Genomic DNA, 24,352 nt, shown 5'->3' with positions numbered 1-24,352 from the left:
AGAAGACGTTTGTCCTTCAAACAGTTAAAAAAAAGGGCTCGGGGACAAAATCCCCAAGCCCTCAAAAGGTGAGAGGTGTCTAGTCCCTCGACCTGGTGAGCGGTGCTGCAAGTTCGCGTCGGGCTCAGGCTTTGAGCGGAACCAGACGCGGAGCGATCATGTTTTCCGGGCGCAGGATGTCGGCGAGCATGGCTTCGTCGAGCAGACCTTCTTCGCGCACCAGTTCCAGCACGCCACGGCCGCTTTCAAGGGCGATACGGGCGATGCGGGTGGCGTTCTTGTAGCCGATGTACGGGTTCAGTGCGGTGACCAGACCGATCGAGTGCTCGACCAGTTCACGGCAGCGCGCTTCGTTGGCGGTGATGCCGACGATGCAGTGCTCGCGCAGCATGTCCATGGCGCGTTGCAGCAGGCGGATCGAGTCGAGGATCTTGAAGGCGATCAGCGGCTCCATCACGTTCAGCTGCAACTGGCCGCCTTCGGCCGCCATGGTCAGCGCCAGATCGTTACCGATGACCTGGAACGCCACCTGGTTCACGGCCTCCGGGATCACTGGGTTGACCTTGCCGGGCATGATCGAGCTGCCTGGCTGACGCGCCGGCAGGTTGATTTCATTGATGCCGGTGCGTGGGCCGCTGGACAACAGGCGCAGGTCGTTGCAGATCTTCGACAGCTTGACCGCAGTGCGCTTGAGCATGCCGGAGAACAGCACGAACGCGCCCATGTCGGAGGTTGCTTCGATCAGGTCGGCGGCCGGTACCAGCGGTTGACCGCTGATCAGTGCCAGACGCTGTACCGCCAGTGCCTGGTAACGCGGGTCGGCGTTGATGCCGGTGCCGATCGCGGTGCCGCCCAGGTTGACCTCGGTCAGCAGTTCCGGGGCCAGCGTCTTCAGGCGGGCGAGGTCTTCGCCCATGGTGGTGGCGAACGCGCGGAATTCTTGGCCGAGGGTCATCGGCACGGCGTCTTGTAGCTGGGTACGGCCCATTTTCAGGACGTGATCGAACTCTTTGCCCTTGGCCGCGAAGGCCTGGATCAGGCTGTCGAGACTGGCCAGCAGCGCGTCGTGACCCAACAGCAGACCCAGACGGATCGCCGTCGGGTAGGCGTCGTTGGTTGACTGCGCCATGTTCACGTCATCGTTCGGATGCAGGTACTGGTATTCGCCTTTCTCGTGGCCCATCGCTTCCAGAGCAATGTTGGCGATCACTTCGTTGGCGTTCATGTTGGTGGACGTGCCGGCGCCACCCTGAATCATGTCGACCACGAACTCTTCGTGGTAATCGCCGCGGATCAATCGGGCACAGGCTTCGCTGATGGCAGCGTGCTTGGCTTCGCTCAGGTGACCCAGCTCGCGGTTGGCGTCAGCGGCGGCCTGTTTGACCATCGCCAGGCCCACAACCAGTTTCGGGTAATGCGAAATCGGAACGCCCGAGAGGCGGAAGTTGTTCACCGCTCGCAGGGTCTGGATGCCGTAATACGCATGGGCCGGTACTTCGAGGGCGCCAAGCAGGTCGGTTTCTGTGCGGAAAGATGCAGCGGAGGACATGATAGAAATCATCTCGATAAGGACCCGGTCTGTGCCGGAACGCTGCGAATGCTAGGCTTGTGGGGATTTTTGGGCCAATGCTGTTCAGCACTGCCCTATGCACATTCGGCATAATGCCCATGTGACGCCGTCTGTGCGGCAGACGTGTGACCTGTTTTGGTGCGTGTCCGGGAGGACGTGATGAATCTGGAAAGCAAATGGCTCGAGGACTTCAGTGCCCTGGCCGCTACCCGCAGCTTCTCGCAGGCGGCCGAACGGCGCTTCGTGACCCAGCCGGCGTTCAGTCGGCGGATTCGCAGCCTCGAAGCCGCATTGGGGCTGACCCTGGTCAATCGTTCGCGCACGCCGGTCGAACTGACGGCGGCGGGGCAGTTGTTTCTGGTGACCGCGCGCACCGTGGTCGAACAGCTCGGTGAAGTGCTGCGCCACCTGCATCATCTGGAAGGCGGGCAGGGCGAGGTGATGCAAGTCGCAGCGGCGCACTCGCTGGCCCTGGGCTTTTTTCCGCGCTGGATCGCCCAGTTGCGCAACGAAGGGCTGAACATTGCCACGCGGCTGGTGGCGACCAACGTTGGCGACGCCGTGCATGCGCTGCGCGAAGGTGGCTGCGATCTGATGCTGGCGTTCTACGACCCGGATTCGGCGATGCAGATGGACCCGGAAATCTTCCCCTCGCTGCACCTGGGCCAGACCGAGATGCTGCCGGTGTGCGCGGCGGATCTGGATGGCAAGCCATTGTTCGATCTGGAAGGTGAGGCGAGCGTGCCGTTGCTGGCTTACAGCGCCGGGGCGTTTCTCGGCCGTTCGGTCAACGGCCTGCTACGCCAGCGCCAGCTGCGCTTCACCACGATCTACGAAACCGCCATGGCCGACAGCCTGAAGAGCATGGCGCTGGAAGGCCTGGGTATCGCCTGGGTGCCGCAACTGAGCGTACGCGCCGAACTGGCGCGCGGCGAACTGGTGGTCTGTGGCGGCCCGCAATGGCATGTGCCGCTGGAGATCCGCCTGTACCGCTGCGCCCTGGTGCGCAAGGCCAACGTGCGGTTGCTGTGGCGCAAGCTTGAAGGCGGCGCTGCACAAGCTTCCTGACCCTACGCGGACCCTTTGTAGGAGTGAGCCTGCTCGCGATAGCGTCTGCACATTCAACGATGATGTGACTGACACACCGCCATCGCGAGCAGGCTCACTCCTACAGGGATTTGTGGTGTTGCGGCGCTGACCTTCAAGTCAATAAAACCGGGCCTTTCGCTCATTTGACAGATGGTCGTTTCGGGGGCTGTTTATTGCTTTCTTTGCGGTATACTGCGCGGCCTTCGGCCGGCACGTCCGGCCATTTTTCGCACAATCAAGCCACGCAACCTGCGTGGCTTGTTGTTTTATGACGCGCCTGCGGGCGCTCCAGAGAGAAGAGGCGCGACGATGAGTGCACTGGTTGGCGTGATCATGGGCTCCAAGTCCGATTGGTCCACCCTTAGCCACACCGCCGATATGCTGGAAAAGCTCGGCATCCCGTACGAGGTCAAGGTGGTCTCCGCCCACCGCACCCCGGATCTGCTGTTCCAGTACGCCGAAGAGGCTGAAAGCCGCGGCATCGAGGTGATCATCGCCGGTGCCGGTGGCGCAGCCCACTTGCCAGGCATGTGTGCGGCCAAGACCCACCTGCCGGTGCTGGGCGTGCCGGTGCAGTCGGCCATGCTCTCGGGCGTCGATTCGCTGCTGTCGATCGTGCAGATGCCCGCGGGCATTCCGGTCGCCACCCTGGCCATCGGCAAGGCCGGCGCGATCAACGCCGCGCTGCTCTCGGCGAGCATCCTCGGCGCCAAGCACCCGCAGTTCCACGCGGTACTGAAAACCTTCCGTGCCGAGCAGACAGACAGCGTCCTGGACAATCCAGACCCACGTATTGCCTGAGGTTGTTGAGATGAAGATCGGTGTAATCGGTGGCGGCCAGTTGGGTCGCATGTTGGCCCTGGCGGGCACTCCGCTGGGCATGAACTTCGCTTTTCTCGACCCTGCGCCGGACGCCTGTGCGGCCGCACTGGGCGAACACCTGCGGGCCGATTACGGCGATCAGGATCATCTGCGCCAACTGGCCGATGAAGTCGATCTGGTGACCTTCGAATTCGAAAGCGTCCCGGCCGAAACCGTGGCGTTTCTCTCGCAATTCGTGCCGGTCTACCCGAGCGCCGAAGCGCTGCGCATCGCCCGTGATCGCTGGTTCGAAAAAAGCATGTTCAAGGACCTCGGCATTCCGACCCCGGCCTTCGCCGACATCCAGTCGCAAGCCGATCTGGAAGCCGCCGTCGCTTCCATCGGTCTGCCGGCCGTGCTGAAAACCCGCACCCTGGGTTACGACGGCAAGGGCCAGAAAGTCCTGCGCAAGCCGGAAGACGTGGCGGGTACTTTCGCCGAACTGGGTAGCGTTGCCTGCCTGCTGGAAGGATTCGTGCCGTTCACCGGCGAAGTGTCGCTGATCGCCGTGCGTGCTCGCGATGGTGAAACGAAGTTCTATCCACTGGTGCACAACACCCACGACAGCGGCATCCTCAAGCTGTCCGTCGCCAGCACCGATCACCCGTTGCAGACACTGGCGGAAGATTATTCCAGCCGTGTGCTCAAGCACCTCGACTACGTCGGCGTGATGGCTTTCGAATTCTTTGAAGTCGACGGTGGCCTGAAAGCCAACGAAATCGCCCCGCGCGTGCACAACTCCGGGCACTGGACCACCGAAGGCGCCGAGTGCAGCCAGTTCGAAAACCACCTGCGCGCCGTGGCCGGCCTGCCACTGGGTTCGACCGCCAAGGTCGGCGAGAGCGCGATGCTCAACTTCATCGGCGTGGTACCGCCGGTTGAGAAAGTCATCGCCATCGAAGACTGCCATCTGCATCACTACGGCAAGGCCTTCAAGGCCGGACGCAAGGTCGGCCACGCCAACCTGCGTTGCGCCGACATGGCCACGCTACAGGCGCAGATCATCAAGGTCGAAGCGCTGATCGCCGAGTAAAAACGGTTTCATGTGGCAGCGGCGGAACCATTCAAGGGCCGCCGTTCTCTCATGGCAGGATGCCAAAGTCTGTCTAGGCTTTCGCATATCTACCAAATCAGAGGGAAATGCCATGGGAATTATCGGAACCATCTTTATCGGCTTGATCGTCGGCCTGCTGGCTCGGTTCCTGAAACCGGGCGATGACAGCATGGGCTGGATCATGACCATCCTGCTCGGTATCGGCGGTTCGCTGGCAGCCCCCAACGGCGGCCGGGCTCTGGGGGTCTATCAGGGGGGGGGGGGCGCGGGTTTCCTCGGCGCACTGGTCGGCGCTGTCGTGTTGCTGGTGATCTACGGTCTGATCAAAAAGAACTGATCGAAAGCGACAAAGCACTCTCGGCCATCGCGGCCGGGAGGGCTAGAATGCGCGGCGACTCACCGTTCATTCCCTTGCCTGCCGAGCACCTTCATGCGCCGTCTTCTGTTGACTCTCCTTTTGCTGGGCAGCCATCTCGCCCACGCCGGCGAACTGCCGGAAACCGACTGGCTGGAACTGATGCCCAAGTCGGACCAGAAGGCCCTCGAGGCCATGCCTGAAATCGACCACAACTCCCCCGAGGCCACTGGCACCTTCACCGAGAAGGGTGGGATGAAGCAGGCAAAAGGTCTGCCGGCGGTGATGTATTCGACGAAAACCGTGGCGTCGATGAACGACAAGCACATCCGCCTCGGTGGCTACCCGGTGCCGCTGGAATCCGATGCCAAGGGCCGTAGCACGTTGTTCTTCCTCGTGCCGTATCCGGGCGCGTGCATCCATGTGCCGCCACCGCCGCCGAATCAACTGGTGCTGGTGCGTTATCCGAAAGGCTTGAAGCTGGACGACATCTATACACCGCTCTGGGTGACCGGCACGCTGAAAATCGAAAAGGTCAGTAATGACCTGGCGGATGCGGCCTATGCGCTGGAAGCGGATAAGGTGCGGGTGGTGGAGGAGGCTGACCTTTAAAGCAAAAGATCGCAGCCTTCGGCAGCTCCTACATGGGATTGATGTACGCCCTGTAGGAGCTGCCGAAGGCTGCGATCTTTTGATCTTAAAGTGGTTTGCTGGCGACGCTGACGCCCATGGTGTGGCTCGCACCCGGCGCCAGGCTCACGATGTCATCCATCACATTCGCCGTCTCGATGCACAGCATGCGCTGCCAGCCGTCGTTGTCCATGTCGGGCAATGCGGCGGCGCGGTCGATCCACGGGTTCCAGATCACCGCAGTCCGCGAGCCTGTAGCCGTCAGCACGATGCGTCGTTCCCAGGTCGGATCAACGATGCTCAGCTGTGGCGGAGCGTCAAGGTAGATGCGGTCGGTCTCGCCACTGAAATGCAGATCGCCGCTCTGGCTGGCCGTGTTCCAGTCATCCAGGGTCTCGATGTAATTCAGCCCGGCCACGCCGTCGACATGCACAGTGCGCACGTCACTCACGGCGAAATACGTGTGCAGCGCCTGACTCAATGTGACGGTGTCAGTACCACGGTTATGGCTGGTCAGGCTGTAGTGCAATTGATCCGCCAGATGCAGGGTCAGGGTCAGATCGACCTCGTGCGGCCAGCCCGGCAGGCCGCCTTCCGGGTAGGGCAGCCTGAACTCGACCTTGATGCCGTCAGCCTCTGATTCGATGTTGCCCAACTCCCAGTCCATCGCCCGCACCAGACCGTGCGCGGGGGCCGGTTGTTCGCCGGTATACATGACCTGCACGCTGTGCGGGTTGCGTTCGAACTTGCCGAACCACGGCCAGCACACCGGCACACCGGCGCGAATGCTCTTGCCGGTCTTGAACTCGGCCTTGTCGTTGAGCCAGATGATCGGCGGCTGGCCGTCGATCTGATAACTGAGGATGTGCGCGCCTTGCTGGGCCACCAGCACTTCGGCCTTGCCGTGGCGGATGCGCCAGCAGTTCAGTTCATCCTGTTTGACGGCTTCAACGTTGGGCGTGTTCATGGGCAACTCTCGATCAGACACTGGGGACGACTATCGACCGCAAAACGGCCGCGAGGTTTAACGCGCGCGTGGCGGCACCGAGCGGGTGCGACCGCTGCCGTCGATGGCAACGAAGACGAAAACCGCTTCGGTAACCTTGCGCCATTCGCTGGACAGTGGGTCATCGCTCCACACTTCGACCATCATCTGGATCGAGCTGCGGCCGATTTCCAGGGTCTGGGTATAAAAGGACAACTGCGCGCCTACGGCGACCGGCACGAGAAACGCCATGCGGTCGATGGCGACGGTGGCGACGCGGCCACCGGCAACACGGCTGGCCATGGCGGTGCCGGCCAGATCCATTTGCGCGACCAGCCAGCCGCCGAAAATATCGCCAAAGCCATTGGTTTCGCGCGGAAGTGCGGTGATTTGCAGGGCCAGGTCGCCCTGTGGGATCGGATCTTCTTGTTCGAGCTCTATCATGCCGAGGGGCCTCTGACCCGTGACTCTTCGTGGGTATTGCGGGTGGTAGCCGTCTTCAAGAAAAACGATTCAACACCGAACACACTGCGTTCGTCACGTTTTCCATCAGGCGCCTAAAGGGAAACTCTGCGAAAAAGGCTAAATCCCGAGCAAAGGACGGGCCAACAACGTTTTCGCACAGTAACCTCTTACAAATCCTGCGCAGGTGGCGAGTATATCGGTCGATAGACCCCGCGACGACCACCCGGTTCTGATTTCGACCGTCAATTACGCACCTCTATGTGCTTTTTCGAACAATTTGCTATGGTGCCGAACCTGTCCAAGCCACCGCCAGCGTTGTTGTGGCGACAGATTCGACTATAAGAGAAGCCCTTGCCATGACCACAGCGCCTTCGAGCCTCGCGCAGCCCGAGCAACCCGCACGACCGTTGACCCGCAATGACTACAAGACTCTGTCGCTGTCCGCCCTTGGCGGGGCGCTGGAGTTCTACGATTTCATCATCTTTGTTTTCTTCGCCACGGTGGTCGGCAAGCTGTTCTTCCCGGCCGACATGCCCGAGTGGCTGCGCTTGATGCAGACCTTCGGCATCTTTGCGGCCGGCTATCTGGCGCGGCCGCTGGGCGGCATCGTCATGGCGCACTTCGGCGACCTGCTGGGGCGCAAGAAAATGTTCACCCTGAGCATTTTCATGATGGCCGTACCGACGCTGATCATGGGCCTGCTGCCGACCTACGCGCAGATCGGCATCTGGGCGCCGATCCTGTTGCTGCTGATGCGGGTGATCCAGGGCGCCGCGATTGGCGGTGAGGTGCCGGGGGCGTGGGTCTTCGTTTCCGAACACGTACCGCAAAAGCACATCGGCTACGCCTGCGGCACCCTCACCAGCGGTCTGACTGCCGGCATCCTCCTTGGCTCGCTGGTCGCCACGGCGATCAACAGCATTTATACGCCCGTTGAAGTGTCGGATTACGCCTGGCGAATTCCGTTCCTGCTTGGCGGCGTGTTCGGCCTGTTCTCGGTGTATCTGCGCCGCTGGCTGCACGAAACCCCGGTATTCGCCGAACTGCAACTGCGCAAGGCACTGGCCGAAGAAGTGCCGCTGCGCGCGGTACTGCGTGACCACCGCGGCGCCATCGCCATCTCGATGCTGCTGACCTGGTTGCTGTCGGCAGGCGTCGTCGTGGTGATTCTGATGACCCCGACCGTGCTGCAAACGGTCTACCACTTCTCGCCAACCACCGCGCTGCAAGCCAACAGCCTGGCGATCGTCTTCCTCAGCCTCGGCTGCATCGGCGCCGGCGCACTGGCTGATCGCTTCGGCGCCGGTCGCGTATTCGTGTTCGGTTGCCTGGGCCTGCTGATCAGCTCCTGGACCTTCTACCACAGCCTCGCCGACCACCCGAACTGGCTGTTCCCGCTGTACGCATTGACCGGTCTGCTGGTCGGCACGATTGGCGCAGTGCCGTACGTGATGGTCAAGGCGTTCCCACCGGTGGTGCGATTCAGCGGGTTGTCGTTTTCGTACAACGTCGCTTACGCAATTTTCGGTGGCTTGACGCCGATGGTGGTGAGCCTGCTGTTGAAGGAAAGCGCGATGGGGCCGGCTTACTACGTAGCGGTGTTGTGCGGGATGGGGATGGTGGTGGGAGCGTGGCTGTGGAAGAAGGGTCGCTGACCCGAGATATCCTCCAGCAATTCCGACGTCTTCGCGAGCAGGCTCGCTCCCACAGTTGGAATGCATTTCAATTGTGGGAGCGAGCCTGCTCGCGAATGAGGCGCCACAAATCACTTAGCAATAACCGATGCTGGCCTTTCATCCAATTGTCATATTTCAGCCATAGAGTGTTCACATGGCCTGCCGATACTTGGCCCCGACTTAACACACCCTATCTGCTAGGAGTAAGGCATGAAACTGAAGCGTTTGATGGCGGCAATGACTTTTGTCGCTGCTGGCGTTGCGACTGCCAACGCGTTCGCCGCTGTTGACCCTGCTATCCCGAGCTACACCAAGACCACTGGTGTGTCGGGCAATCTGTCCAGCGTCGGTTCCGATACCCTGGCCAACCTCATGACCCTCTGGGCCGAGAACTACAAAAAAGAATACCCGAACGTCAACATCCAGATTCAGGCAGCAGGCTCGGCCACTGCACCACCTGCGCTGACCGAAGGCACCTCTAACCTGGGCCCGATGAGCCGCAAGATGAAGGACACCGAACTGGCGGCCTTCGAGCAGAAGTACGGCTACAAGCCCACTGCTATCCCGGTTGCCGTGGACGCCCTGGCGGTGTTCGTGCACAAGGACAACCCGATCCAGCACCTGACCATGGAACAGGTTGATGCGATCTTCTCGTCGACCCGCCTGTGCGGCGCCAAGGCCGACGTGAAAACCTGGGGCGATCTGGGCGTGACCGGCGACCTGGCCAACAAGCCAGTGCAATTGTTCGGCCGCAACTCGGTCTCCGGCACCTACGGCTACTTCAAGGAAGAAGCCCTGTGCAAAGGCGACTACAAGCCTAACGTCAACGAGCAACCAGGTTCGGCGTCGGTAGTGCAGTCGATCAGCTCCTCGCTCAACGGCATCGGTTACTCGGGCATCGGTTACAAGACCGCCAGCGTGAAAACCGTACCTCTGGCCAAGAAAGGCAGCTCCGAGTTCATCGAAGACACCGAAGAAAACGCCCTGAACGGCAAGTATCCGCTGTCGCGCTTCCTCTACGTTTACGTCAACAAGGCCCCGAACAAGCCTCTGGCCCCGCTGGAAGCCGAGTTCGTGAAGCTGGTGCTGTCGAAACAGGGCCAGGAAGTGGTAGTGAAAGACGGCTACATCCCGCTGCCAGCCAAGGTTGCTGCCAAAGCTCTGGCTGACCTGGGTCTGCAGGAAGGCGGCGCGGTCGCCAAGAAATAACACTTTGGATCCGGGGGCAAAACCCGGACCTGCTGAAACCCTGTAGGAACTGACGAGGGAACCGAGGCTGCGATCCTTTGATCTGGCTTCTGATCGCAAGATCAAAAGATCGCAGCTTCGGTTCCCTCGACAGCTCCTGCACAGGTTTCACGACATCGAATTTTTCGATCCTCCTCCTGCATCCCGCTGGCGGCGGATTTGCTGCGTCACTGCACTGTCATCTTTCTGTCATACAGGATCGCTAGGGTGTGCGCATGAATGATCTGGCCAATTCCCCAATGACTACGTCTTCCCCTCCCAAGCGCATTGATTTCAATACGCCTGAGCTGCAACGCAAGCGTCGCATTCGCGCGCTCAAGGATCGCTTCACCCGCTGGTACGTCCTTGTTGGCGGCCTGGCGGTGCTCGCGGCAATCACCCTGATTTTCTTTTTCCTCGCTTATGTCGTTGCGCCCTTGTTCCAGGGTGCCGACCTGACCGCGAAAGACTCGATCACCCCGGCCTGGATGCAGGACGCCGGCAAGCCGCTGATGATCTCGCTCGAGGAGCAGAATCAGGTGGCCATGCGCGTCTCCGACAAGGGCCAGGCGCTGTTTTTCGATATCGACAGTGGCGCTGAACTCAAGCGCGTCGACCTGCCATTGCCGGCGGGCGCCACGGTGACTTCGATTGGCGAAGATCAGCCGGGCCATCCGCTGGTGGCCGTAGGCCTGTCCAACGGCCAGGCGCTGGTGTTCCGTCACACCTATAAAGTCAGCTACCCGGATGGCAAGAAAACCATCAGCCCGGCCATCGAATACCCGTACGGTGAGGCGCCGATCGCGCTGAATGAAAGCGGCGGCGCGCTGGAGCATGTCAGCCTCAACGCCACCGACTCGACGCTGATGCTGGTCGGCTCCACCGGTTCGCAACTCAACGTGCTCTCGCTGACCAGCGAAGAAAACATGATGACCGGCGAAGTCACCAACGAGCAGAAGCGTATCGATCTGCCGCAGATGACCGAGCCGGTGAAAAACATCTTCGTCGACCCGCGTCAGCAATGGCTGTACGTGGTCAATGGACGTGCCCAGGCCGACGTGTTCAGCCTGCGCGACAAGAGCCTCAACGGCCGCTACAAACTGCTGGAAAATGCCGACGCCGAAGTCACTGCGACTGGGCAACTGGTCGGCGGCATCTCGCTGATCGTCGGTGATTCCAAGGGCGGTCTGGCCCAGTGGTTCATGGCCCGCGACACCGATGGCGAGCTGCGCCTGAAGCAGATCCGCACTTTCCAGATGGGCACCACACCGATCGTTGAAATCGCTGCCGAAGAACGCCGCAAAGGCTTCCTCGCCCTCGATGCCAGCGGCAAGCTCGGCGTGTTCCACAGCACCGCGCACCGCACTTTGCTGGTTGATCAGGTAGTTGAAGGCCAGGGCCTGTTCGGTCTGTCGCCACGCGCCAACCGGGTGATCGTCGAAGCCGGCGGCAAGCTGCAACCGCTGCTGCTCGACAACCCGCACCCGGAAGTTTCGTGGAGCGCGTTGTGGAGCAAGGTCTGGTACGAGAACTACGACGAGCCTAAATACGTCTGGCAATCGACGGCGGCCAACACCGATTTCGAACCGAAACTGAGCCTGTCGCCGCTGACCTTCGGCACCCTGAAAGCCGCGTTCTACGCGATGTTGCTGGCGGCACCACTGGCCGTCGCTGCCGCGATCTACACCGCGTACTTCATGGCCCCGGGCATGCGCCGCAAGGTCAAACCGGTGATCGAGCTGATGGAAGCGATGCCGACGGTGATCCTCGGTTTCTTCGCCGGCCTGTTCCTGGCGCCGTATGTCGAAGGTCATCTGCCGGGGATTTTCAGCCTGTTGATGCTGCTGCCGATCGGCATCCTCGTCGCCGGTTTCACCTTCAGCCGCCTGCCCGAGTCGATCCGCCTGAAAGTCCCGGATGGCTGGGAAAGTGCGCTGCTGATTCCGGTGATCCTGTTTGTGGGCTGGCTGTCGCTGTACATGAGTCCGTTCATGGAGAACTGGTTCTTCGGTGGCGACATGCGCATGTGGATTTCCCACGACCTGGGCATCACCTACGACCAGCGCAACGCTCTGGTGGTCGGTCTGGCCATGGGTTTTGCGGTGATCCCGAACATCTACTCGATCGCCGAGGACGCCGTGTTCAGCGTGCCGCGCGGCCTGACCCTGGGTTCTCTGGCCCTCGGCGCCACGCCATGGCAGACCATGACCCGCGTTGTGATCCTGACCGCCAGTCCGGGCATTTTCTCGGCACTGATGATCGGCATGGGCCGTGCGGTCGGCGAGACCATGATCGTGCTGATGGCCACCGGCAACACCCCGGTCATGGAGATGAACCTGTTCGAAGGCCTGCGCACCCTGGCCGCCAACGTCGCGGTGGAAATGCCCGAGTCGGAAGTCGGCGGCAGCCACTACCGCGTGCTGTTCCTCTCGGCATTGGTGCTGCTGATGTTCACCTTCGTCATGAACACCCTGGCAGAACTGATTCGTCAGCGTCTGCGCAAGAAATACTCGTCGCTTTAAGCAAAGGTAGAAGTCTGTGAAACAGAACTCCCTGAAAGGATGGTTCAAGAGCGGCGCCCCCGGCGTCTGGATCAGCGGTGGCGCGGTGTCCATCGCGGTCATCATGACCATTGGCCTGTTGGCAGTGATTGCCGTGCGCGGTCTGGGTCACTTCTGGCCGGCGGATCTGATCCACGCGCATTACGACGTACCGGGCCAGGCCAATCACCTGGTGATCGGCGAAGTGGTGCAAAAAGAAGAAGTGCCGCGTGCCCGTCTGAAGAGTGCCGGCCTGCCGGTGCCGGACGAAGGCCCGGAATTCATGACCCGCGAGCTGATCAAGGTCGGCAACCGTGATCTGAACGGCAACGACTTCACCTGGATCGTCGGCGAGTGGCTGACCAATCAGACCACGCCGCCCGAGCTGATGGCGATCGAGCGTCGTGAGTGGGGCAACTTCTACGGCTACCTGGTCAACGTCAAACAGGACGGCAAGGTCATCGCCGAGGGCGAGGCCGCATGGCCTGAACTGCAAGCGCGCATCGACCGCGTGAACGGCCTCGCTGCACAACTGAAATCGCTGGAGAAAGTCGACATCGGCGCGATCAACGCCGGCCTCGAACGCATCCGCCTGCACGGCCGCAAGCTGGAGCTTGAAGGCAAACTCGACGCCACCGCACAAGCGGACATGGAATCCGAGCGCGCCGAGTTGAACGCGCGCTATCAGGACATCGAGGCGCGTCTGGCCGATCTGCATGCGCAGTTCAACCGCGACGCGTTGACCGCTCGCGATGCCAACGGCAAAGAGATTGAAATCGGTCTGGGCAAAGTGGTTCACGCCTACCAGCCGAACGCGATGAGCACGTTGACCAAGGTCGGTTTCTACTTCAGCAAAATCTGGGAATTCCTCTCCGATGATCCCCGTGAAGCCAACACTGAAGGCGGGATTTTCCCAGCGATCTTTGGCACCGTGATGATGACCCTGATCATGGCGATGATCGTCACCCCGTTCGGCGTGCTGGCGGCGGTGTACCTGCGCGAATACGCCAAACAGAACACCCTGACTCGCGTCATTCGTATCGCGGTGAACAACCTCGCCGGCGTACCGGCGATCGTGTATGGCGTGTTCGGCCTGGGCTTCTTCGTCTACGTGCTGGGTGGTTCGGTCGACCGCTTGTTCTTCCCTGAAGCATTGCCGGCACCGACCTTCGGCACGCCGGGCCTGCTCTGGGCCTCGCTGACTCTGGCCTTGCTCGCAGTGCCGGTGGTGATCGTGGCGACCGAAGAAGGTCTGGCGCGTATCCCGCGTACCGTGCGTGAAGGTTCGTTGGCCCTCGGCGCGACCAAAGCGGAAACGCTGTGGAAAATCGTTATCCCGATGGCCAGCCCGGCAATGATGACCGGCATGATCCTCGCCGTGGCGCGCGCCGCCGGTGAAGTGGCGCCGCTGATGCTGGTGGGTGTGGTGAAACTGGCGCCGTCGCTGCCAGTGGACGGCAACTACCCGTACCTGCACCTGGACCAGAAGATCATGCACCTGGGCTTCCACATCTATGACGTCGGCTTCCAGAGCCCGAACGTCGAAGCCGCCCGCCCGCTGGTCTACGCCACCGCGCTGCTGCTGGTGCTGGTGATCGCGACGTTGAACCTGTCGGCGGTGTATATCCGTAACCACCTGCGCGAAAAATACAAAGCACTGGACAGCTGATTTCTCATGTAGGAGTGAGCCTGCTCGCGATGGCAACACCGCGGTTTGATAGACAAACCGCAGCGCTTGGATCGCGAGCAGGCTCACTCCTACAAAAAACGAACCGAATTTGTTAGCACAGGGAGCCTCCCATGCAGCACGAAACACACAGCCACGGCATCAACATGTCTGCCCTGGGCCGCGACAAACAGAGCCTGGACCTGGCGCAGGAAACCGTTGCCATCGAAGTGCCGGGCCTGAGCCTGTACTACGGCGAGAAACAGGCGCTGTTCGACGTCAGCATGAACATCCCGAAGCAGCGCGTGACCGCGTTCATCGGCCCGTCCGGATGCGGTAAGTCGACGCTGCTGCGTACCTTCAACCGGATGAACGATCTGGTCGACGGCTGCCGCGTCGAGGGCGCGATCAACCTGTACGGCAACAACATCTATCGCAAGGGCGAAGACGTTGCCGAGTTGCGTCGTCGTGTCGGCATGGTGTTCCAGAAGCCCAATCCGTTCCCGAAGACCATCTACGAAAACGTGGTCTACGGCTTGCGCATTCAAGGCATTAAGAAGAAGCGCATTCTCGACGAGGCGGTCGAGTGGGCGTTGAAAGGCGCGGCGCTGTGGGATGAAGTCAAGGACCGCCTGCACGACTCGGCCCTTGGCCTTTCCGGTGGTCAGCAACAGCGTCTGGTCATCGCCCGCACCATCGCGGTCGAGCCGGAGGTGTTGCTGCTCGACGAACCGTGCTCGGCCCTCGACCCGATCTCGACGCTGAAAGTCGAAGAGCTGATCTACGAGCTCAAGTCCAAGTTCACCATCGTCATCGTTACCCACAACATGCAACAGGCCGCGCGGGTGTCCGACTACACCGCGTTCATGTACATGGGCAAACTGGTGGAATTCGGCGACACCGATACTCTGTTCACCAATCCGGCGAAGAAGCAGACCGAAGACTACATCACCGGTCGCTATGGCTGATTGCAGCAGCGGCAAGCCGCAAGCTTCAAGCGGCAAGAAAGAATTGGTGCGATATCAGGACTTATACATAACTGCTTGAAGCTTGCAGCTTGAAGCTTGCAACTTTCGCGGAGCGAACAATGATTTCCAAAGAAGGCCTTACCCATCACATTTCCGCGCAGTTCAACGCTGAACTGGAGGAAGTGCGCAGCCACCTCCTTGCCATGGGCGGGCTGGTCGAGAAGCAGGTCAACGATGCGGTCACAGCGCTGATCGAAGCCGACTCCGGTCTGGCTCAGCAGGTCCGTGAGATCGACGATCAGATCAACCAGATGGAACGCAACATCGACGAAGAATGCCTGCGCATTCTCGCCCGTCGTCAGCCGGCGGCGTCCGACCTGCGTTTGATCATCAGCATTTCCAAGTCGGTGATCGACCTTGAGCGTATCGGCGACGAAGCCACCAAGATCGCCCGCCGTGCCATCCAGTTGTGCGAAGAAGGCGAAGCGCCGCGCGGTTACGTCGAGGTTCGTCACATCGGCGACCAGGTGCGCAACATGGTTCGCGATGCGCTGGACGCTTTCGCGCGTTTCGACGCTGATCTGGCCTTGTCGGTGGCGCAGTACGACAAGATCATCGACCGCGAATACAAGACCGCCCTGCGTGAGCTGGCCACCTACATGATGGAAGACCCGCGCTCTATCTCCCGGGTGCTGAGCATTATCTGGGTCCTGCGTTCGCTGGAGCGCATCGGCGATCATGCGCGCAACATCTCGGAACTGGTGATCTACCTGGTGCGCGGCACCGATGTGCGCCACATGGGCCTCAAGCGCATGAAGGAAGAAGTTGAAGGCACAAGTGCTGAAACCGCTAATGTTCCGGGCGAAGCTGACGATAAGTAAGATTGCCTGAGAAAAGCGCCCGGCCCTCTGGCCGGGCGTTTTTGTTTCTGCTTTTCAAAGGCGGAGGCGAATTAAAGCGAATTAAAAAGCAGCACCCGCGAACGAAAAGTCCCGGCGTGACTGAAGAGTTTTGGCAATGTGCCATCAGCCAGCGTTATGCTTGCCGGGATTTTAATAGGGGTGTTGGATGAGCAAGATCAGTGTGTTGGTCGTGGACGACGCTTCGTTCATTCGTGACCTGGTGAAAAAGTGCCTGCGTAATTACTTCCCGGGGATTCGCACCGAGGACGCCATCAACGGCAAAAAGGCCCAGGCCATGCTGGCCCGAGAAGCCTTCGACCTGGTGCTGTGCGACTGGGAAATGCCGGAAATGTCCGGCCTCGAACTGCTGACCTGGTGCCGCGAGCAGGACAACCTCAAGACCATGCCGTTCATCATGGTCACCAGCCGTGGCGACAAGGAAAACGTCGTGCAGGCGATTCAGGCCGGCGTATCCGGTTACGTCAGCAAGCCGTTCACCAACGAGCAATTGCTGACCAAGGTCAAGCAGGCGCTGAACAAGGTCGGCAAGCTCGACACCTTGATGAACAGCGCACCGACGAAGATGAATTCAGCGTTCGGCAACGATTCCCTGAGCGCACTGACCGGTGGCAAGCCTGCCGTGGTCGGCGGCGCCCCGGCCGCCGCTGCAGCCAACCCGTTTGCCAAGCCTGTCGCCGCTCCCGCAGCCGCCGCTGCACCCTCGCGTGGTTTGCTCAACAGCCCGCCGGTGCAGGCAGCTGGCGCCTCGAAAGCGCCGGTAGGTGGTCGCGGTCAGGGCCAGCTGCGCCTGCCGAGCGGCACCCAGCAATGCGTGATCAAGGCCTTGAGCATCAAGGAAGCGCTGCTGGTAGTGAAGCGCACCGAAACCCTGCCGCAGATCCTCGACAGCGCCGTGCTCGATCTGGAGCAGGGCGACAACGCCGAGATCGCTCGCCTCAATGGTTACCTGCACGCCATCGTCGCCCACGAGCAGAAAGCCGACAGCGACTGGCTGCAACTGACTTTCCGCTTCGTCGACCAGGACGCACAGAAGCTCGACTACATCTCGCGCCTGATCGCCCGTGGCACGGCGCAGAAGCATTTCGTACCCGGCGCGTAACTGCAGCGGCCCAAAAGATCGCAGCCTTCGGCAGCTCCTACAGGGGATCGCATTCTCATGTAGGAGCTGCCGAAGGCTGCGATCTTTTGCTTTGTGTGCTGGCCAATTTGAAACATCTGTCGACTAGCCTGGTCTGTCTCAGCTGCTAGGCTGATTCCCAGGCCTTCCTTCGACAGACTCTTGCCCATGCTCGCGCGCCTGCTGTTTTTCTGCGGTCTCTGCCTGGCCTCCCAGCTGGCGATGGCCATGACCATCTACAAATCCACCGACGCCAACGGCGTGGTCTCGTACAGTGACCGCCCGAGCAAAGGCGCGAAAGTGTTCGTTTTTCAGGATCGCATGGTCGAACGCCTTGATCGCCAGGTGTACCTGGACATCAAGAAGCAGAAGGGCGTTGATGTGGTGTTTGCGCGCAACGATCTGTACGCGCCGGTCGAGGTTGCGCTGGCCTTCATCGGCACGAGCAATGTGCGTGGCGCGCCCGCGCAGGCGATCCGTCGCGTGCTGCCACCGCGCAGCAACACGCGGCTGGCGCTGCTGACAGCGATCAGCCGCGACCAGCCGCTGGTGTATTCGCCGCAGTTCCAGTATTCGCTGGGCGACCCCTCAGGCACCGCGCAGAGCTATCGCTATCCGCTGCCCTGGCGTGGCGGACCGTTCCGCCTCAGCCAAGGCGCCAACGGGCAGTACAGCCACTATGGACCGAAGAATCGCTACGCCATGGACATCGCCATGCCGGTGGGCACACCGATCATTGCCGCGCGAGCGGGGGTGGTGGTCAAGACCGAGAATGCCCAGAGCGGGCGCGGCACCGATGCCTCCGGCAATTTCGTCCGGGTGCTGCACGATGACGGCACCATGGGCGTGTATCTGCATCTGAAACAGGGTTCGGTGAGCGTGCGCGAAGGGCAGCGGGTCAAGGTCGGCAGCCCGCTGGCCCTGTCGGGCAATACCGGCAACAGCAGCGGCCCGCACTTGCACTTCGTGGTGCAGCGCAATACCGGCGAAGGGCTGGTGTCGATTCCCTATCAGTTCAACCAGCCGCTGGGGGCGTTGCCCAACTTTGCGCTGGGCAAGCAATAGAGCAAAAGATCGCAGCCTGCGGCAGCTCTTACATGGGAATGCGATCCCTGTAGGAGCTGCCGAAGGCTGCGATCTTTTGGCAGGCAACGCGGTTTCCCGCATTGCACTCAATCCAGCATCAACACCTTGGCCAAAACAATCTTCGGCCCTTTCATCTTCTTGATGATGATCCGCAGGCCTTCGACTTCCAGCACTTCTTCCTCTTCCGGCACCCGTTTCAGGGTTTCGTAGACCAGCCCGGCGAGGGTTTCCGCTTCGATGTGATCCAGATCGATGCCGAGCAGGCGCTCGACCTTGAACAACGGCGTATCACCCCGTACCAGCAGCTTGCCCGGTTGATAGGCGAGAATGCCGCGTTCAGCCTTGCGGTGTTCGTCCTGAATGTCGCCGACCAGCACTTCCAGCACGTCTTCCATGGTCAGGTAGCCGATGATGTTGCCGTCAGCCTCCTCGACTACGGCAAAGTGCGAGCCGCCCTTGCGGAACTGCTCCAGCAACTGCGACAGCGGCATGTGTCGCGACACGCGCTCCAGTGGGCGGGTCAGCTCGGCGAGGTTGAACGACTCGGGAATGTGATCCAGCGCCGCCAGTTCCAGCAGCAGATCCTTGATGTGCAGCAGACCGACGAACTCCTGGCGCTCGCTGTCGTACACCGGGTACCGGCTGAACTTGTGGCGACGGAACATCGCCAGGATTTCCTTCAGCGGCGCGTTGAATTCGAGGGTGATCAGGTCTTCGCGAGAGTTGGCCCAGTCGACGACTTCCAGCTCGCCCATTTCCACCGCCGAGGCCAGTACGCGCATGCCCTGATCGCTCGGATCCTGACCACGGCTGGAGTGCAGGATCAGTTTCAGTTCTTCGCGGCTGTAATGGTGTTCATGGTGCGGGCCGGGTTCGCCTTGCCCTGCGATACGCAGAATCGCGTTGGCGCTGGCGTTGAGCAGGTAGATTGCCGGGTACATGGCCCAGTAGAACAGGTACAGCGGCACCGCCGTCCACAGCGACAATAGCTCGGGTTTGCGGATCGCCCACGACTTTGGCGCCAGCTCACCGACGACGATGTGCAGGTACGAAATGATGAAGAACGCGGTGAAGAACGACACGCCTTTGACGACCTCGGGCGAGTCGACACCGATGGCGCTCAGCAGCGGCTCGAGAATGTGCGCGAACGCCGGCTCACCGACCCAGCCCAGGCCGAGGGAGGCGAGGGTGATGCCGAGCTGGCACGCCGACAGGTAGGCATCGAGCTGACTGTGCACGGTGCGCAGGATGTGTCCGCGCCAGCCGTTCTGTTCAGCGATGGCCTCGACCCGGGTCGAGCGCAGTTTGACCATGGCGAATTCCGCCGCAACGAAAAAGCCGTTGAGCAAAACCAGGATCAGAGCAAAAAGGATCATGCCGAAATCGGCGAATATTGTTGCGAGGGACAAGCCAGGGGAAGGGTCCATGATGGAGTTTTGCGGGTTCCGTGTGATTCGAAAGTAGGGACAGACAGCGCCTGAAAGGCAGGCACAAGTCAGCCAATGTAGCGGCTGACCGGGCGATTGCCTAGTGGCGCGTGCCGGGCGGCGTCACTCGGTGGCGCTGATGGCCCGTGCGCTGGCCACCTGGGCCGGGGCGAAATGGCAGGTGAACGTGCTGCCGTGGCCGGGCACGCTGCTGATCTCCATGCGCGCGCGGTGGCGCAACAACACGTGCTTGACGATGGCCAGGCCGAGGCCGGTGCCGCCGGTGTTGGAGTTGCGACTGGAGTCCACACGGTAGAAGCGCTCGGTCAGGCGCGGCAGGTGTTTGCTGTCGATGCCGATGCCGGAATCCTGCACGCTGAGGTGCGCGCCCTGCTCGTCGCCCCACCAGCGGATGCGGATGTTGCCCTCGGCCGGGGTGTACTTGACCGCGTTGAACACCAGATTGGAAAACGCACTGCGCAGTTCGGCCTCGCTGCCCTTGAGCACCAGGCGGGCGTCGGCTTCCAGGGTGATGCGCTGGTTTTTCGCGCCGGACAACTGCTGCGCATCGCTGGTGATCGACTGCAGCAGCGTGTCGATCTGCACCGGCTGGTTGTCCGACGGGTAATCGGTGGCTTCCAGCTTGGCCAACAGCAACAAATCGTTGAGCAGCGTCTGCATGCGCCCGCCCTGTTGCTGCATCTGCTGCAGGGCACGGCCCCAGCGCGGGTTCACTTCTTCGACATTGTCGAGCAGGGTTTCCAGGTAGCCGCAGATCACTGTCAGCGGGGTGCGCAACTCATGGGAGACGTTGGCGATGAAATCCTTGCGCATCTGTTCCAACTGATGGATGCGCGTGACATCGCGGACCAGCATCAGGTGTTCATTGTTGCCGTAGCGGGTCAGGTACAGCTGAATGCGCACCCGATCATTGGTCGGCGAGGGAATCTCCAGCGGCTCGGCGAAGCTGTCCTGCTCGAAATACTCCTTGAAGCGCGGGTGCCGCACCAGGTTGGTCACCGGTTGGCCGCTGTCCTGCGGAGTCTTCAGGCCGAGCAGGGTTTCGGCGGCGCGGTTCCACCATTCCAGATTGCCGTCGCTGTCGAGCATGATCACCGCGTCTTTCAGCGCAGCGGTGGATTCCTGCACCCGGTCGATCACCGCTTGCAGGCGCCCGCGCACCCGTTGGTCGCGACGTTGCAGGTGGTAGATGCTGTCGAACACCTCGCCCCACAGACCATAGCCATCGGGCGGCGCTTCGTCGGGCTGGTGCTGGCGCAGCCATTCGTGCAGACGCAGCAATTGCTTGAGCGTCCAGGCCAGATAGAGACCCAGGCCGGCCGCGAGGCTCCAGCCGTAATAGCCGGTGATCAGGCCGATCACCAGGCAGGCGGTGACCAGCAACAGCATGTGGCGAATCAGGGTGCCATGCCAGTTTTGATTCACGAGGGCGTCCTTAGCCGCAGCTTCAAGTTTCAAGCCGCAAGCTCCAGGCTAAAACGGATCGGCTTTCATTTGCCGCTTGTAGCTGGAAGCTTGCAGCTGCTTTTTTACGCTTTTGTGGAGAAGCGGTAGCCGGTGCCGCGCACGGTTTGTACCAGATTTTCGTAGGCGTCGCCGAGGGCCTTGCGCAGGCGGCGGATATGCACGTCGACGGTGCGCTCCTCGACATAGACGTTGCCGCCCCAAACCTGATCGAGCAACTGGCCACGGGTGTAGGCGCGTTCCTGATGGGTCATGAAGAATTGCAGCAGACGGTATTCGGTCGGGCCCATCTCGGCGGGTTTGCCGTCGATGGTCACGCGGTGGCTGATCGGGTCGAGCAGCAGGCCGCCGACTTCGATCGGCGCTTCGCCATCGGTCGGGCCGGCGCGGCGCAGCACGGCTTTGAGGCGGGCGACCAGTTCACGGGGGGAAAACGGTTTGGTGATGTAATCGTCGGCGCCGACTTCCAGGCCCTGGATCTTGTTGTCTTCTTCGCCCTTGGCGGTGAGCATGATGATCGGGATATCCCCGGTCAGCTCGTCACGCTTGAGGCGTCGGGCCAGTTCGATGCCCGAGGTACCGGGCAGCATCCAGTCGAGCAGGATCAGGTCCGGCTTGCGGTCGACGATGATGGCGTGGGCCTGCTGCGAGTTCTCTGCCTCGAGGCAGTCATAGCCGGCCATTTCCAACGCCACGGCGATCATTTCGCGAATGGGCGCTTCGTCGTCGACGATCAGAATGCTCCTGCCAACCATGGGTTAATCCTCTTGTCATTTAACTGTCTTGCGCCGCATTAGATAACGGAATTATTGCAGTCGTGTGACAGTATTTCAGGCCGGCAACATTTGTCCGCATCCTCGACTAAGCTCTAAGTCCGAATCCTGACAACCACAAAAGAAGGTTTCCATGACTCAGATGACTGCTTCTTTCAAAGCCCTGCTGATGGCCGCCGCCCTGACATTGCCGGGACTGGCAATGGCTGCCGATCCGGCGATGGAGAAGGACGGCATGTACACCGATCACAAGGGCATGACCCTGTACACCTTCGCCAAGGACTCCGCTGGCAAATCTGCCTGCAACGACAAATGCGCGGCGAATTGGCCACCGCTGAAGGCTGAGGCCGGCGATAAATCCATGGGCGACTGGACAGTGATCAAACGTGATGACGGTTCGATGCAGTGGGCCTACCAGGGCATGCCGCTGTACACCTTCGTGATGGACAAGAAGGCCGGTGACATGACCGGCGACGGCAAAATGGACGGCGCTTGGAAAGTCGCCAAAGCCAAATAACCACGGTCCCCTTGTAGGAGTGAGCCTGCTCGCGATAGCGGTGTGTCAGTCGATGCTTTCGTCAACTGACACACCGCTATCGCGAGCAGGCTCACTCCTACAGGGGTTGTATTTAGCGCAGTGCGTAATCCAGCACGATCCCGACAAAAATCGCCAACCCGGCCCAGTGATTGTGCAAAAACGCCTTGAAGCAACGCATGCGGTCCTTGCTGCGGGTGTACCAGAATTCCCACCCGTAACACCCGGCCGCCACCAGCAAGCCAAGGTGGAACCAGACGCCCAGTTCGAACTTTGACCCGGCCAGGACCAGGCAGCCCAGCGACAGCGCCTGCAAGCTGAGGATGATCACTCGATCGGCCTCGCCAAACAGAATCGCCGTCGATTTCACGCCGATCTTCAGGTCGTCATCGCGGTCGGTCATCGCGTAATAAGTGTCGTAACCCACCGTCCACAGCAGATTGGCGATCCACAGCAGCCACGCCGCCGCTGGCAGCTCGCCGGTCTCGGCGGTGAAGGCCATGGGCATGCCCCAGGAAAACGCCGCGCCCAGCACCACTTGCGGGTAGTAGGTGTAGCGCTTCATGAACGGATAAGTGAACGCCAGCGCCAGACCGCCGAGCGACAGCCAGATGGTCGGCGCGTTGGTGCACAGCACCAGCAGAAAACTGATGCCCATCAGCACGGCGAAGAACACCAGCGCTTCTTTTGAACTGATCCGGCCGCTGGCCAGCGGCCGTTGTGCGGTGCGTTTGACGTGGCCGTCGACCTTGCGGTCGGCCCAGTCATTGATCACGCAGCCGCCGGCGCGGGTCAGCACTACGCCGAGGACGAAGATGACGATATTGGCCAGCGACGGCGAACCCTTGCCGGCGATCCACAGTGCCCACAGCGTCGGCCACAGCAGCAGGTAAATACCGATCGGCTTGTCCATGCGCGTCAACTGAACGAAATCCCAGGCGCGCGGGTTCAGACGGTTGAGGGACTTGAGCAGGCTCTGATACATCAGCAGTTCTCCGGGTGGGCGCGGGCGGCGTCCCACAGGCTCGGCAGGAAGATTTCCGCGACCAGCACGCTCAGCGCGCCACGATCGAAACGCGAACGCCGGCCCCACAGCTCAGGGGCTCTCACCGCTGACGGCAGCCATTGTTCAGGGTAGTGGCAGACTTCAATCGCGCGACGCTGGAACGCCTGATCGCAAAACAGCAATTCGCCCAACGAGCGGCTGCCCAGTTCATCCATGTGCAGCCCATCGCCTTGCAGGGCCTCGCGCGAGGCGACGCTGCGGGCAAACACCCAGGCTTCGCCATGACCGCGCAGATACACCTCACGCACCCAGCCTTCGCTGCCCTCGGCCAGATCCAGCGCTGTGCATTCGTCAGCGCGCAGGGTGTCCCAGCCTTCGAACAACGGCGACACGCTGAAGCCATCCTCGGACAAACGGGTCAGACGGCGGGTCAGCGAACCTTCGTCGAACAGCCAGTCGAGGGTCAGCGGATCGGGGCGGGGCGTCAGGCGGTTCTGGCTCAGCCAGAGCGGGGCGGGGCAGGCATTTGAATGTTGCACAATGAGTCATTATTGGCCGCAAATGAGGCGCCGAGCTTACCATGGCGGGCGACAAGATCGAGTGGCGCCGGCCGCCGTTGCGCCGAACAGGCTTGCATCTGCCCGGCACCCTCAGTACAAAACGCCCTGAGCCGGATGGCAGCGCAGCGCCCATCGACCGTCCGCGCCGGCACTACGCCTGAACCCTGAGGAAGTACCTGAATGAAGAAGTGGCAATGTATCGTCTGTGGCCTGATCTATAACGAAGCCGATGGCTGGCCGGATGACGGCATCGCGGCGGGCACCCGCTGGGAAGACGTACCGGCAGACTGGCTGTGCCCCGACTGCGGCGTCGGCAAAATGGACTTCGAAATGATCGAAATCAACTGAAAACAC

23 protein-coding genes are annotated in these 24,352 nt (G+C 61.2%); 15 read left to right on the top strand and 8 right to left on the bottom strand.

Going from position 1 to position 24,352, the window contains the following annotated elements; all coding sequences use genetic code 11:
- Nucleotides 1–124: 124 nt before the first annotated feature.
- Nucleotides 125–1,549 carry an aspartate ammonia-lyase gene (gene aspA / locus AEQ63_RS24310; protein ID WP_016772472.1) on the bottom strand — a complete coding sequence of 475 codons (1,425 nt, stop codon included), beginning with the start codon at nt 1,547–1,549 and terminating at the stop codon, nt 125–127.
- 180 nt (nt 1,550–1,729) lie between these two features.
- Between aspA and AEQ63_RS24305 the strand changes: the two genes are divergently transcribed.
- The 5 genes from AEQ63_RS24305 (at nt 1,730) to AEQ63_RS24285 (ending at nt 5,541) form a co-directional block, all read left to right on the top strand.
- Nucleotides 1,730–2,638: a LysR substrate-binding domain-containing protein gene (locus tag AEQ63_RS24305; protein ID WP_016772473.1), complete on the top strand. Its 909-nt coding sequence runs from the start codon at nt 1,730–1,732 to the stop codon at nt 2,636–2,638.
- Between the two features lie 330 nt (nt 2,639–2,968).
- On the top strand, nt 2,969–3,460 hold the full coding sequence (gene purE, locus AEQ63_RS24300; protein WP_007920220.1) for a 5-(carboxyamino)imidazole ribonucleotide mutase: 492 nt from the start codon (nt 2,969–2,971) through the stop codon (nt 3,458–3,460).
- A 10-nt stretch (nt 3,461–3,470) separates the two neighbouring features.
- Nucleotides 3,471–4,553, top strand: a complete 1,083-nt coding sequence (locus tag AEQ63_RS24295; protein WP_064365150.1) for a 5-(carboxyamino)imidazole ribonucleotide synthase — start codon at nt 3,471–3,473, stop codon at nt 4,551–4,553.
- 112 nt (nt 4,554–4,665) lie between these two features.
- Complete coding sequence (locus AEQ63_RS24290) at nt 4,666–4,911, top strand: GlsB/YeaQ/YmgE family stress response membrane protein (protein WP_064365149.1); 246 nt, start codon at nt 4,666–4,668, stop codon at nt 4,909–4,911.
- Between the two features lie 93 nt (nt 4,912–5,004).
- Nucleotides 5,005–5,541: a DUF3299 domain-containing protein gene (locus AEQ63_RS24285; RefSeq protein WP_064365148.1), complete on the top strand. Its 537-nt coding sequence runs from the start codon at nt 5,005–5,007 to the stop codon at nt 5,539–5,541.
- An 85-nt stretch (nt 5,542–5,626) separates the two neighbouring features.
- Here AEQ63_RS24285 and AEQ63_RS24280 read toward each other — a convergent pair whose 3' ends face one another.
- Nucleotides 5,627–6,526 (bottom strand): D-hexose-6-phosphate mutarotase, encoded by a 900-nt coding sequence (locus AEQ63_RS24280; protein ID WP_064365147.1) that lies wholly within the window; start codon nt 6,524–6,526, stop codon nt 5,627–5,629.
- A 57-nt stretch (nt 6,527–6,583) separates the two neighbouring features.
- The gene (locus AEQ63_RS24275) at nt 6,584–6,988 is read right to left on the bottom strand and encodes an acyl-CoA thioesterase (RefSeq protein ID WP_003229628.1); all 405 of its coding nucleotides are present in this window, start codon (nt 6,986–6,988) and stop codon (nt 6,584–6,586) included.
- Nucleotides 6,989–7,365: 377 nt separating this feature from the next.
- On the opposite strand from AEQ63_RS24275, the gene AEQ63_RS24270 reads away from it, so the two are divergent.
- The 8 genes from AEQ63_RS24270 to AEQ63_RS24235 all read left to right on the top strand — a co-directional run bounded on the left by AEQ63_RS24270 (nt 7,366) and on the right by AEQ63_RS24235 (nt 18,191).
- The gene (locus AEQ63_RS24270; protein ID WP_064365146.1) at nt 7,366–8,664 is read left to right on the top strand and encodes an MFS transporter; all 1,299 of its coding nucleotides are present in this window, start codon (nt 7,366–7,368) and stop codon (nt 8,662–8,664) included.
- Nucleotides 8,665–8,895: 231 nt separating this feature from the next.
- The gene (locus AEQ63_RS24265; protein ID WP_042608073.1) at nt 8,896–9,894 is read left to right on the top strand and encodes a phosphate ABC transporter substrate-binding protein PstS; all 999 of its coding nucleotides are present in this window, start codon (nt 8,896–8,898) and stop codon (nt 9,892–9,894) included.
- A gap of 506 nt (nt 9,895–10,400) precedes the next feature.
- Nucleotides 10,401–12,434, top strand: coding sequence for an ABC transporter permease subunit (locus AEQ63_RS24260; RefSeq protein ID WP_172667892.1), 2,034 nt, complete (start codon nt 10,401–10,403; stop codon nt 12,432–12,434).
- 16 nt (nt 12,435–12,450) lie between these two features.
- Entirely contained in the window at nt 12,451–14,121 is a 1,671-nt protein-coding gene (pstA, locus tag AEQ63_RS24255; RefSeq protein ID WP_064365145.1) for a phosphate ABC transporter permease PstA, read from the top strand.
- A 131-nt stretch (nt 14,122–14,252) separates the two neighbouring features.
- A complete protein-coding gene (gene pstB / locus AEQ63_RS24250; RefSeq protein WP_064365144.1) occupies nt 14,253–15,086 on the top strand; it encodes a phosphate ABC transporter ATP-binding protein PstB in 834 nt (277 codons plus the stop codon).
- Between the two features lie 119 nt (nt 15,087–15,205).
- Nucleotides 15,206–15,967, top strand: a complete 762-nt coding sequence (gene phoU / locus AEQ63_RS24245) for a phosphate signaling complex protein PhoU (RefSeq protein WP_016772483.1) — start codon at nt 15,206–15,208, stop codon at nt 15,965–15,967.
- Nucleotides 15,968–16,154: 187 nt separating this feature from the next.
- Nucleotides 16,155–17,108, top strand: a complete 954-nt coding sequence (locus AEQ63_RS24240; protein WP_042608076.1) for a response regulator — start codon at nt 16,155–16,157, stop codon at nt 17,106–17,108.
- Nucleotides 17,109–17,294: 186 nt separating this feature from the next.
- Complete coding sequence (locus tag AEQ63_RS24235; RefSeq protein ID WP_064365143.1) at nt 17,295–18,191, top strand: peptidoglycan DD-metalloendopeptidase family protein; 897 nt, start codon at nt 17,295–17,297, stop codon at nt 18,189–18,191.
- 107 nt (nt 18,192–18,298) lie between these two features.
- Here AEQ63_RS24235 and AEQ63_RS24230 read toward each other — a convergent pair whose 3' ends face one another.
- The 3 genes from AEQ63_RS24230 to phoB form a co-directional block, all read right to left on the bottom strand.
- On the bottom strand, nt 18,299–19,639 hold the full coding sequence (locus AEQ63_RS24230) for a hemolysin family protein (RefSeq protein ID WP_042608078.1): 1,341 nt from the start codon (nt 19,637–19,639) through the stop codon (nt 18,299–18,301).
- 123 nt (nt 19,640–19,762) lie between these two features.
- The gene (phoR, locus tag AEQ63_RS24225) at nt 19,763–21,049 is read right to left on the bottom strand and encodes a phosphate regulon sensor histidine kinase PhoR (RefSeq protein WP_236705283.1); all 1,287 of its coding nucleotides are present in this window, start codon (nt 21,047–21,049) and stop codon (nt 19,763–19,765) included.
- A gap of 140 nt (nt 21,050–21,189) precedes the next feature.
- Nucleotides 21,190–21,879: a phosphate regulon transcriptional regulator PhoB gene (gene phoB / locus AEQ63_RS24220; RefSeq protein ID WP_007896474.1), complete on the bottom strand. Its 690-nt coding sequence runs from the start codon at nt 21,877–21,879 to the stop codon at nt 21,190–21,192.
- A 151-nt stretch (nt 21,880–22,030) separates the two neighbouring features.
- Between phoB and AEQ63_RS24215 the strand changes: the two genes are divergently transcribed.
- Nucleotides 22,031–22,414, top strand: a complete 384-nt coding sequence (locus tag AEQ63_RS24215; RefSeq protein WP_064365142.1) for a COG4315 family predicted lipoprotein — start codon at nt 22,031–22,033, stop codon at nt 22,412–22,414.
- A gap of 112 nt (nt 22,415–22,526) precedes the next feature.
- Here the strand turns inward: AEQ63_RS24215 and ubiA are convergent, their stop codons facing one another.
- On the bottom strand, nt 22,527–23,417 hold the full coding sequence (gene ubiA, locus AEQ63_RS24210; protein ID WP_064365141.1) for a 4-hydroxybenzoate octaprenyltransferase: 891 nt from the start codon (nt 23,415–23,417) through the stop codon (nt 22,527–22,529).
- A complete protein-coding gene (locus tag AEQ63_RS24205; RefSeq protein ID WP_064365140.1) occupies nt 23,417–23,977 on the bottom strand; it encodes a chorismate--pyruvate lyase family protein in 561 nt (186 codons plus the stop codon). The genes ubiA and AEQ63_RS24205 overlap by 1 nt, the downstream gene beginning before the upstream one ends.
- A 201-nt stretch (nt 23,978–24,178) precedes the next feature.
- Between AEQ63_RS24205 and AEQ63_RS24200 the strand changes: the two genes are divergently transcribed.
- Nucleotides 24,179–24,346, top strand: coding sequence for a rubredoxin (locus AEQ63_RS24200; RefSeq protein WP_016772491.1), 168 nt, complete (start codon nt 24,179–24,181; stop codon nt 24,344–24,346).
- Nucleotides 24,347–24,352 lie beyond the last annotated feature (6 nt).

Source organism: Pseudomonas sp. RIT-PI-o (assembly GCF_001297215.1).
GTDB lineage: Bacteria > Pseudomonadota > Gammaproteobacteria > Pseudomonadales > Pseudomonadaceae > Aquipseudomonas > Aquipseudomonas moraviensis_A.
This window is presented reverse-complemented; position numbering and strand designations above follow the sequence as displayed.

Excerpts from the sequence above, each read along its gene's own strand:
- AEQ63_RS24270 (WP_064365146.1), top strand. The coding sequence starts at position 7,366 with ATGACCACAGCGCCTTCGAGCCTCGCGCAGCCCGAGCAACCCGCACGA.
- phoR (WP_236705283.1), bottom strand. The coding sequence starts at position 21,049 with ATGCTGTTGCTGGTCACCGCCTGCCTGGTGATCGGCCTGATCACCGGC.
- AEQ63_RS24200 (WP_016772491.1), top strand. The coding sequence starts at position 24,179 with ATGAAGAAGTGGCAATGTATCGTCTGTGGCCTGATCTATAACGAAGCC.
- AEQ63_RS24305 (WP_016772473.1), top strand. The coding sequence starts at position 1,730 with ATGAATCTGGAAAGCAAATGGCTCGAGGACTTCAGTGCCCTGGCCGCT.
- purE (WP_007920220.1), top strand. The coding sequence starts at position 2,969 with ATGAGTGCACTGGTTGGCGTGATCATGGGCTCCAAGTCCGATTGGTCC.
- AEQ63_RS24230 (WP_042608078.1), bottom strand. The coding sequence starts at position 19,639 with ATGGACCCTTCCCCTGGCTTGTCCCTCGCAACAATATTCGCCGATTTC.
- AEQ63_RS24295 (WP_064365150.1), top strand. The coding sequence starts at position 3,471 with ATGAAGATCGGTGTAATCGGTGGCGGCCAGTTGGGTCGCATGTTGGCC.
- AEQ63_RS24215 (WP_064365142.1), top strand. The coding sequence starts at position 22,031 with ATGACTCAGATGACTGCTTCTTTCAAAGCCCTGCTGATGGCCGCCGCC.
- AEQ63_RS24290 (WP_064365149.1), top strand. The coding sequence starts at position 4,666 with ATGGGAATTATCGGAACCATCTTTATCGGCTTGATCGTCGGCCTGCTG.
- AEQ63_RS24260 (WP_172667892.1), top strand. The coding sequence starts at position 10,401 with ATGCAGGACGCCGGCAAGCCGCTGATGATCTCGCTCGAGGAGCAGAAT.
- phoB (WP_007896474.1), bottom strand. The coding sequence starts at position 21,879 with ATGGTTGGCAGGAGCATTCTGATCGTCGACGACGAAGCGCCCATTCGC.
- ubiA (WP_064365141.1), bottom strand. The coding sequence starts at position 23,417 with ATGTATCAGAGCCTGCTCAAGTCCCTCAACCGTCTGAACCCGCGCGCC.
- aspA (WP_016772472.1), bottom strand. The coding sequence starts at position 1,549 with ATGTCCTCCGCTGCATCTTTCCGCACAGAAACCGACCTGCTTGGCGCC.
- phoU (WP_016772483.1), top strand. The coding sequence starts at position 15,206 with ATGATTTCCAAAGAAGGCCTTACCCATCACATTTCCGCGCAGTTCAAC.
- AEQ63_RS24235 (WP_064365143.1), top strand. The coding sequence starts at position 17,295 with ATGCTCGCGCGCCTGCTGTTTTTCTGCGGTCTCTGCCTGGCCTCCCAG.
- AEQ63_RS24280 (WP_064365147.1), bottom strand. The coding sequence starts at position 6,526 with ATGAACACGCCCAACGTTGAAGCCGTCAAACAGGATGAACTGAACTGC.
- AEQ63_RS24275 (WP_003229628.1), bottom strand. The coding sequence starts at position 6,988 with ATGATAGAGCTCGAACAAGAAGATCCGATCCCACAGGGCGACCTGGCC.
- pstB (WP_064365144.1), top strand. The coding sequence starts at position 14,253 with ATGCAGCACGAAACACACAGCCACGGCATCAACATGTCTGCCCTGGGC.
- AEQ63_RS24240 (WP_042608076.1), top strand. The coding sequence starts at position 16,155 with ATGAGCAAGATCAGTGTGTTGGTCGTGGACGACGCTTCGTTCATTCGT.
- AEQ63_RS24265 (WP_042608073.1), top strand. The coding sequence starts at position 8,896 with ATGAAACTGAAGCGTTTGATGGCGGCAATGACTTTTGTCGCTGCTGGC.
- AEQ63_RS24285 (WP_064365148.1), top strand. The coding sequence starts at position 5,005 with ATGCGCCGTCTTCTGTTGACTCTCCTTTTGCTGGGCAGCCATCTCGCC.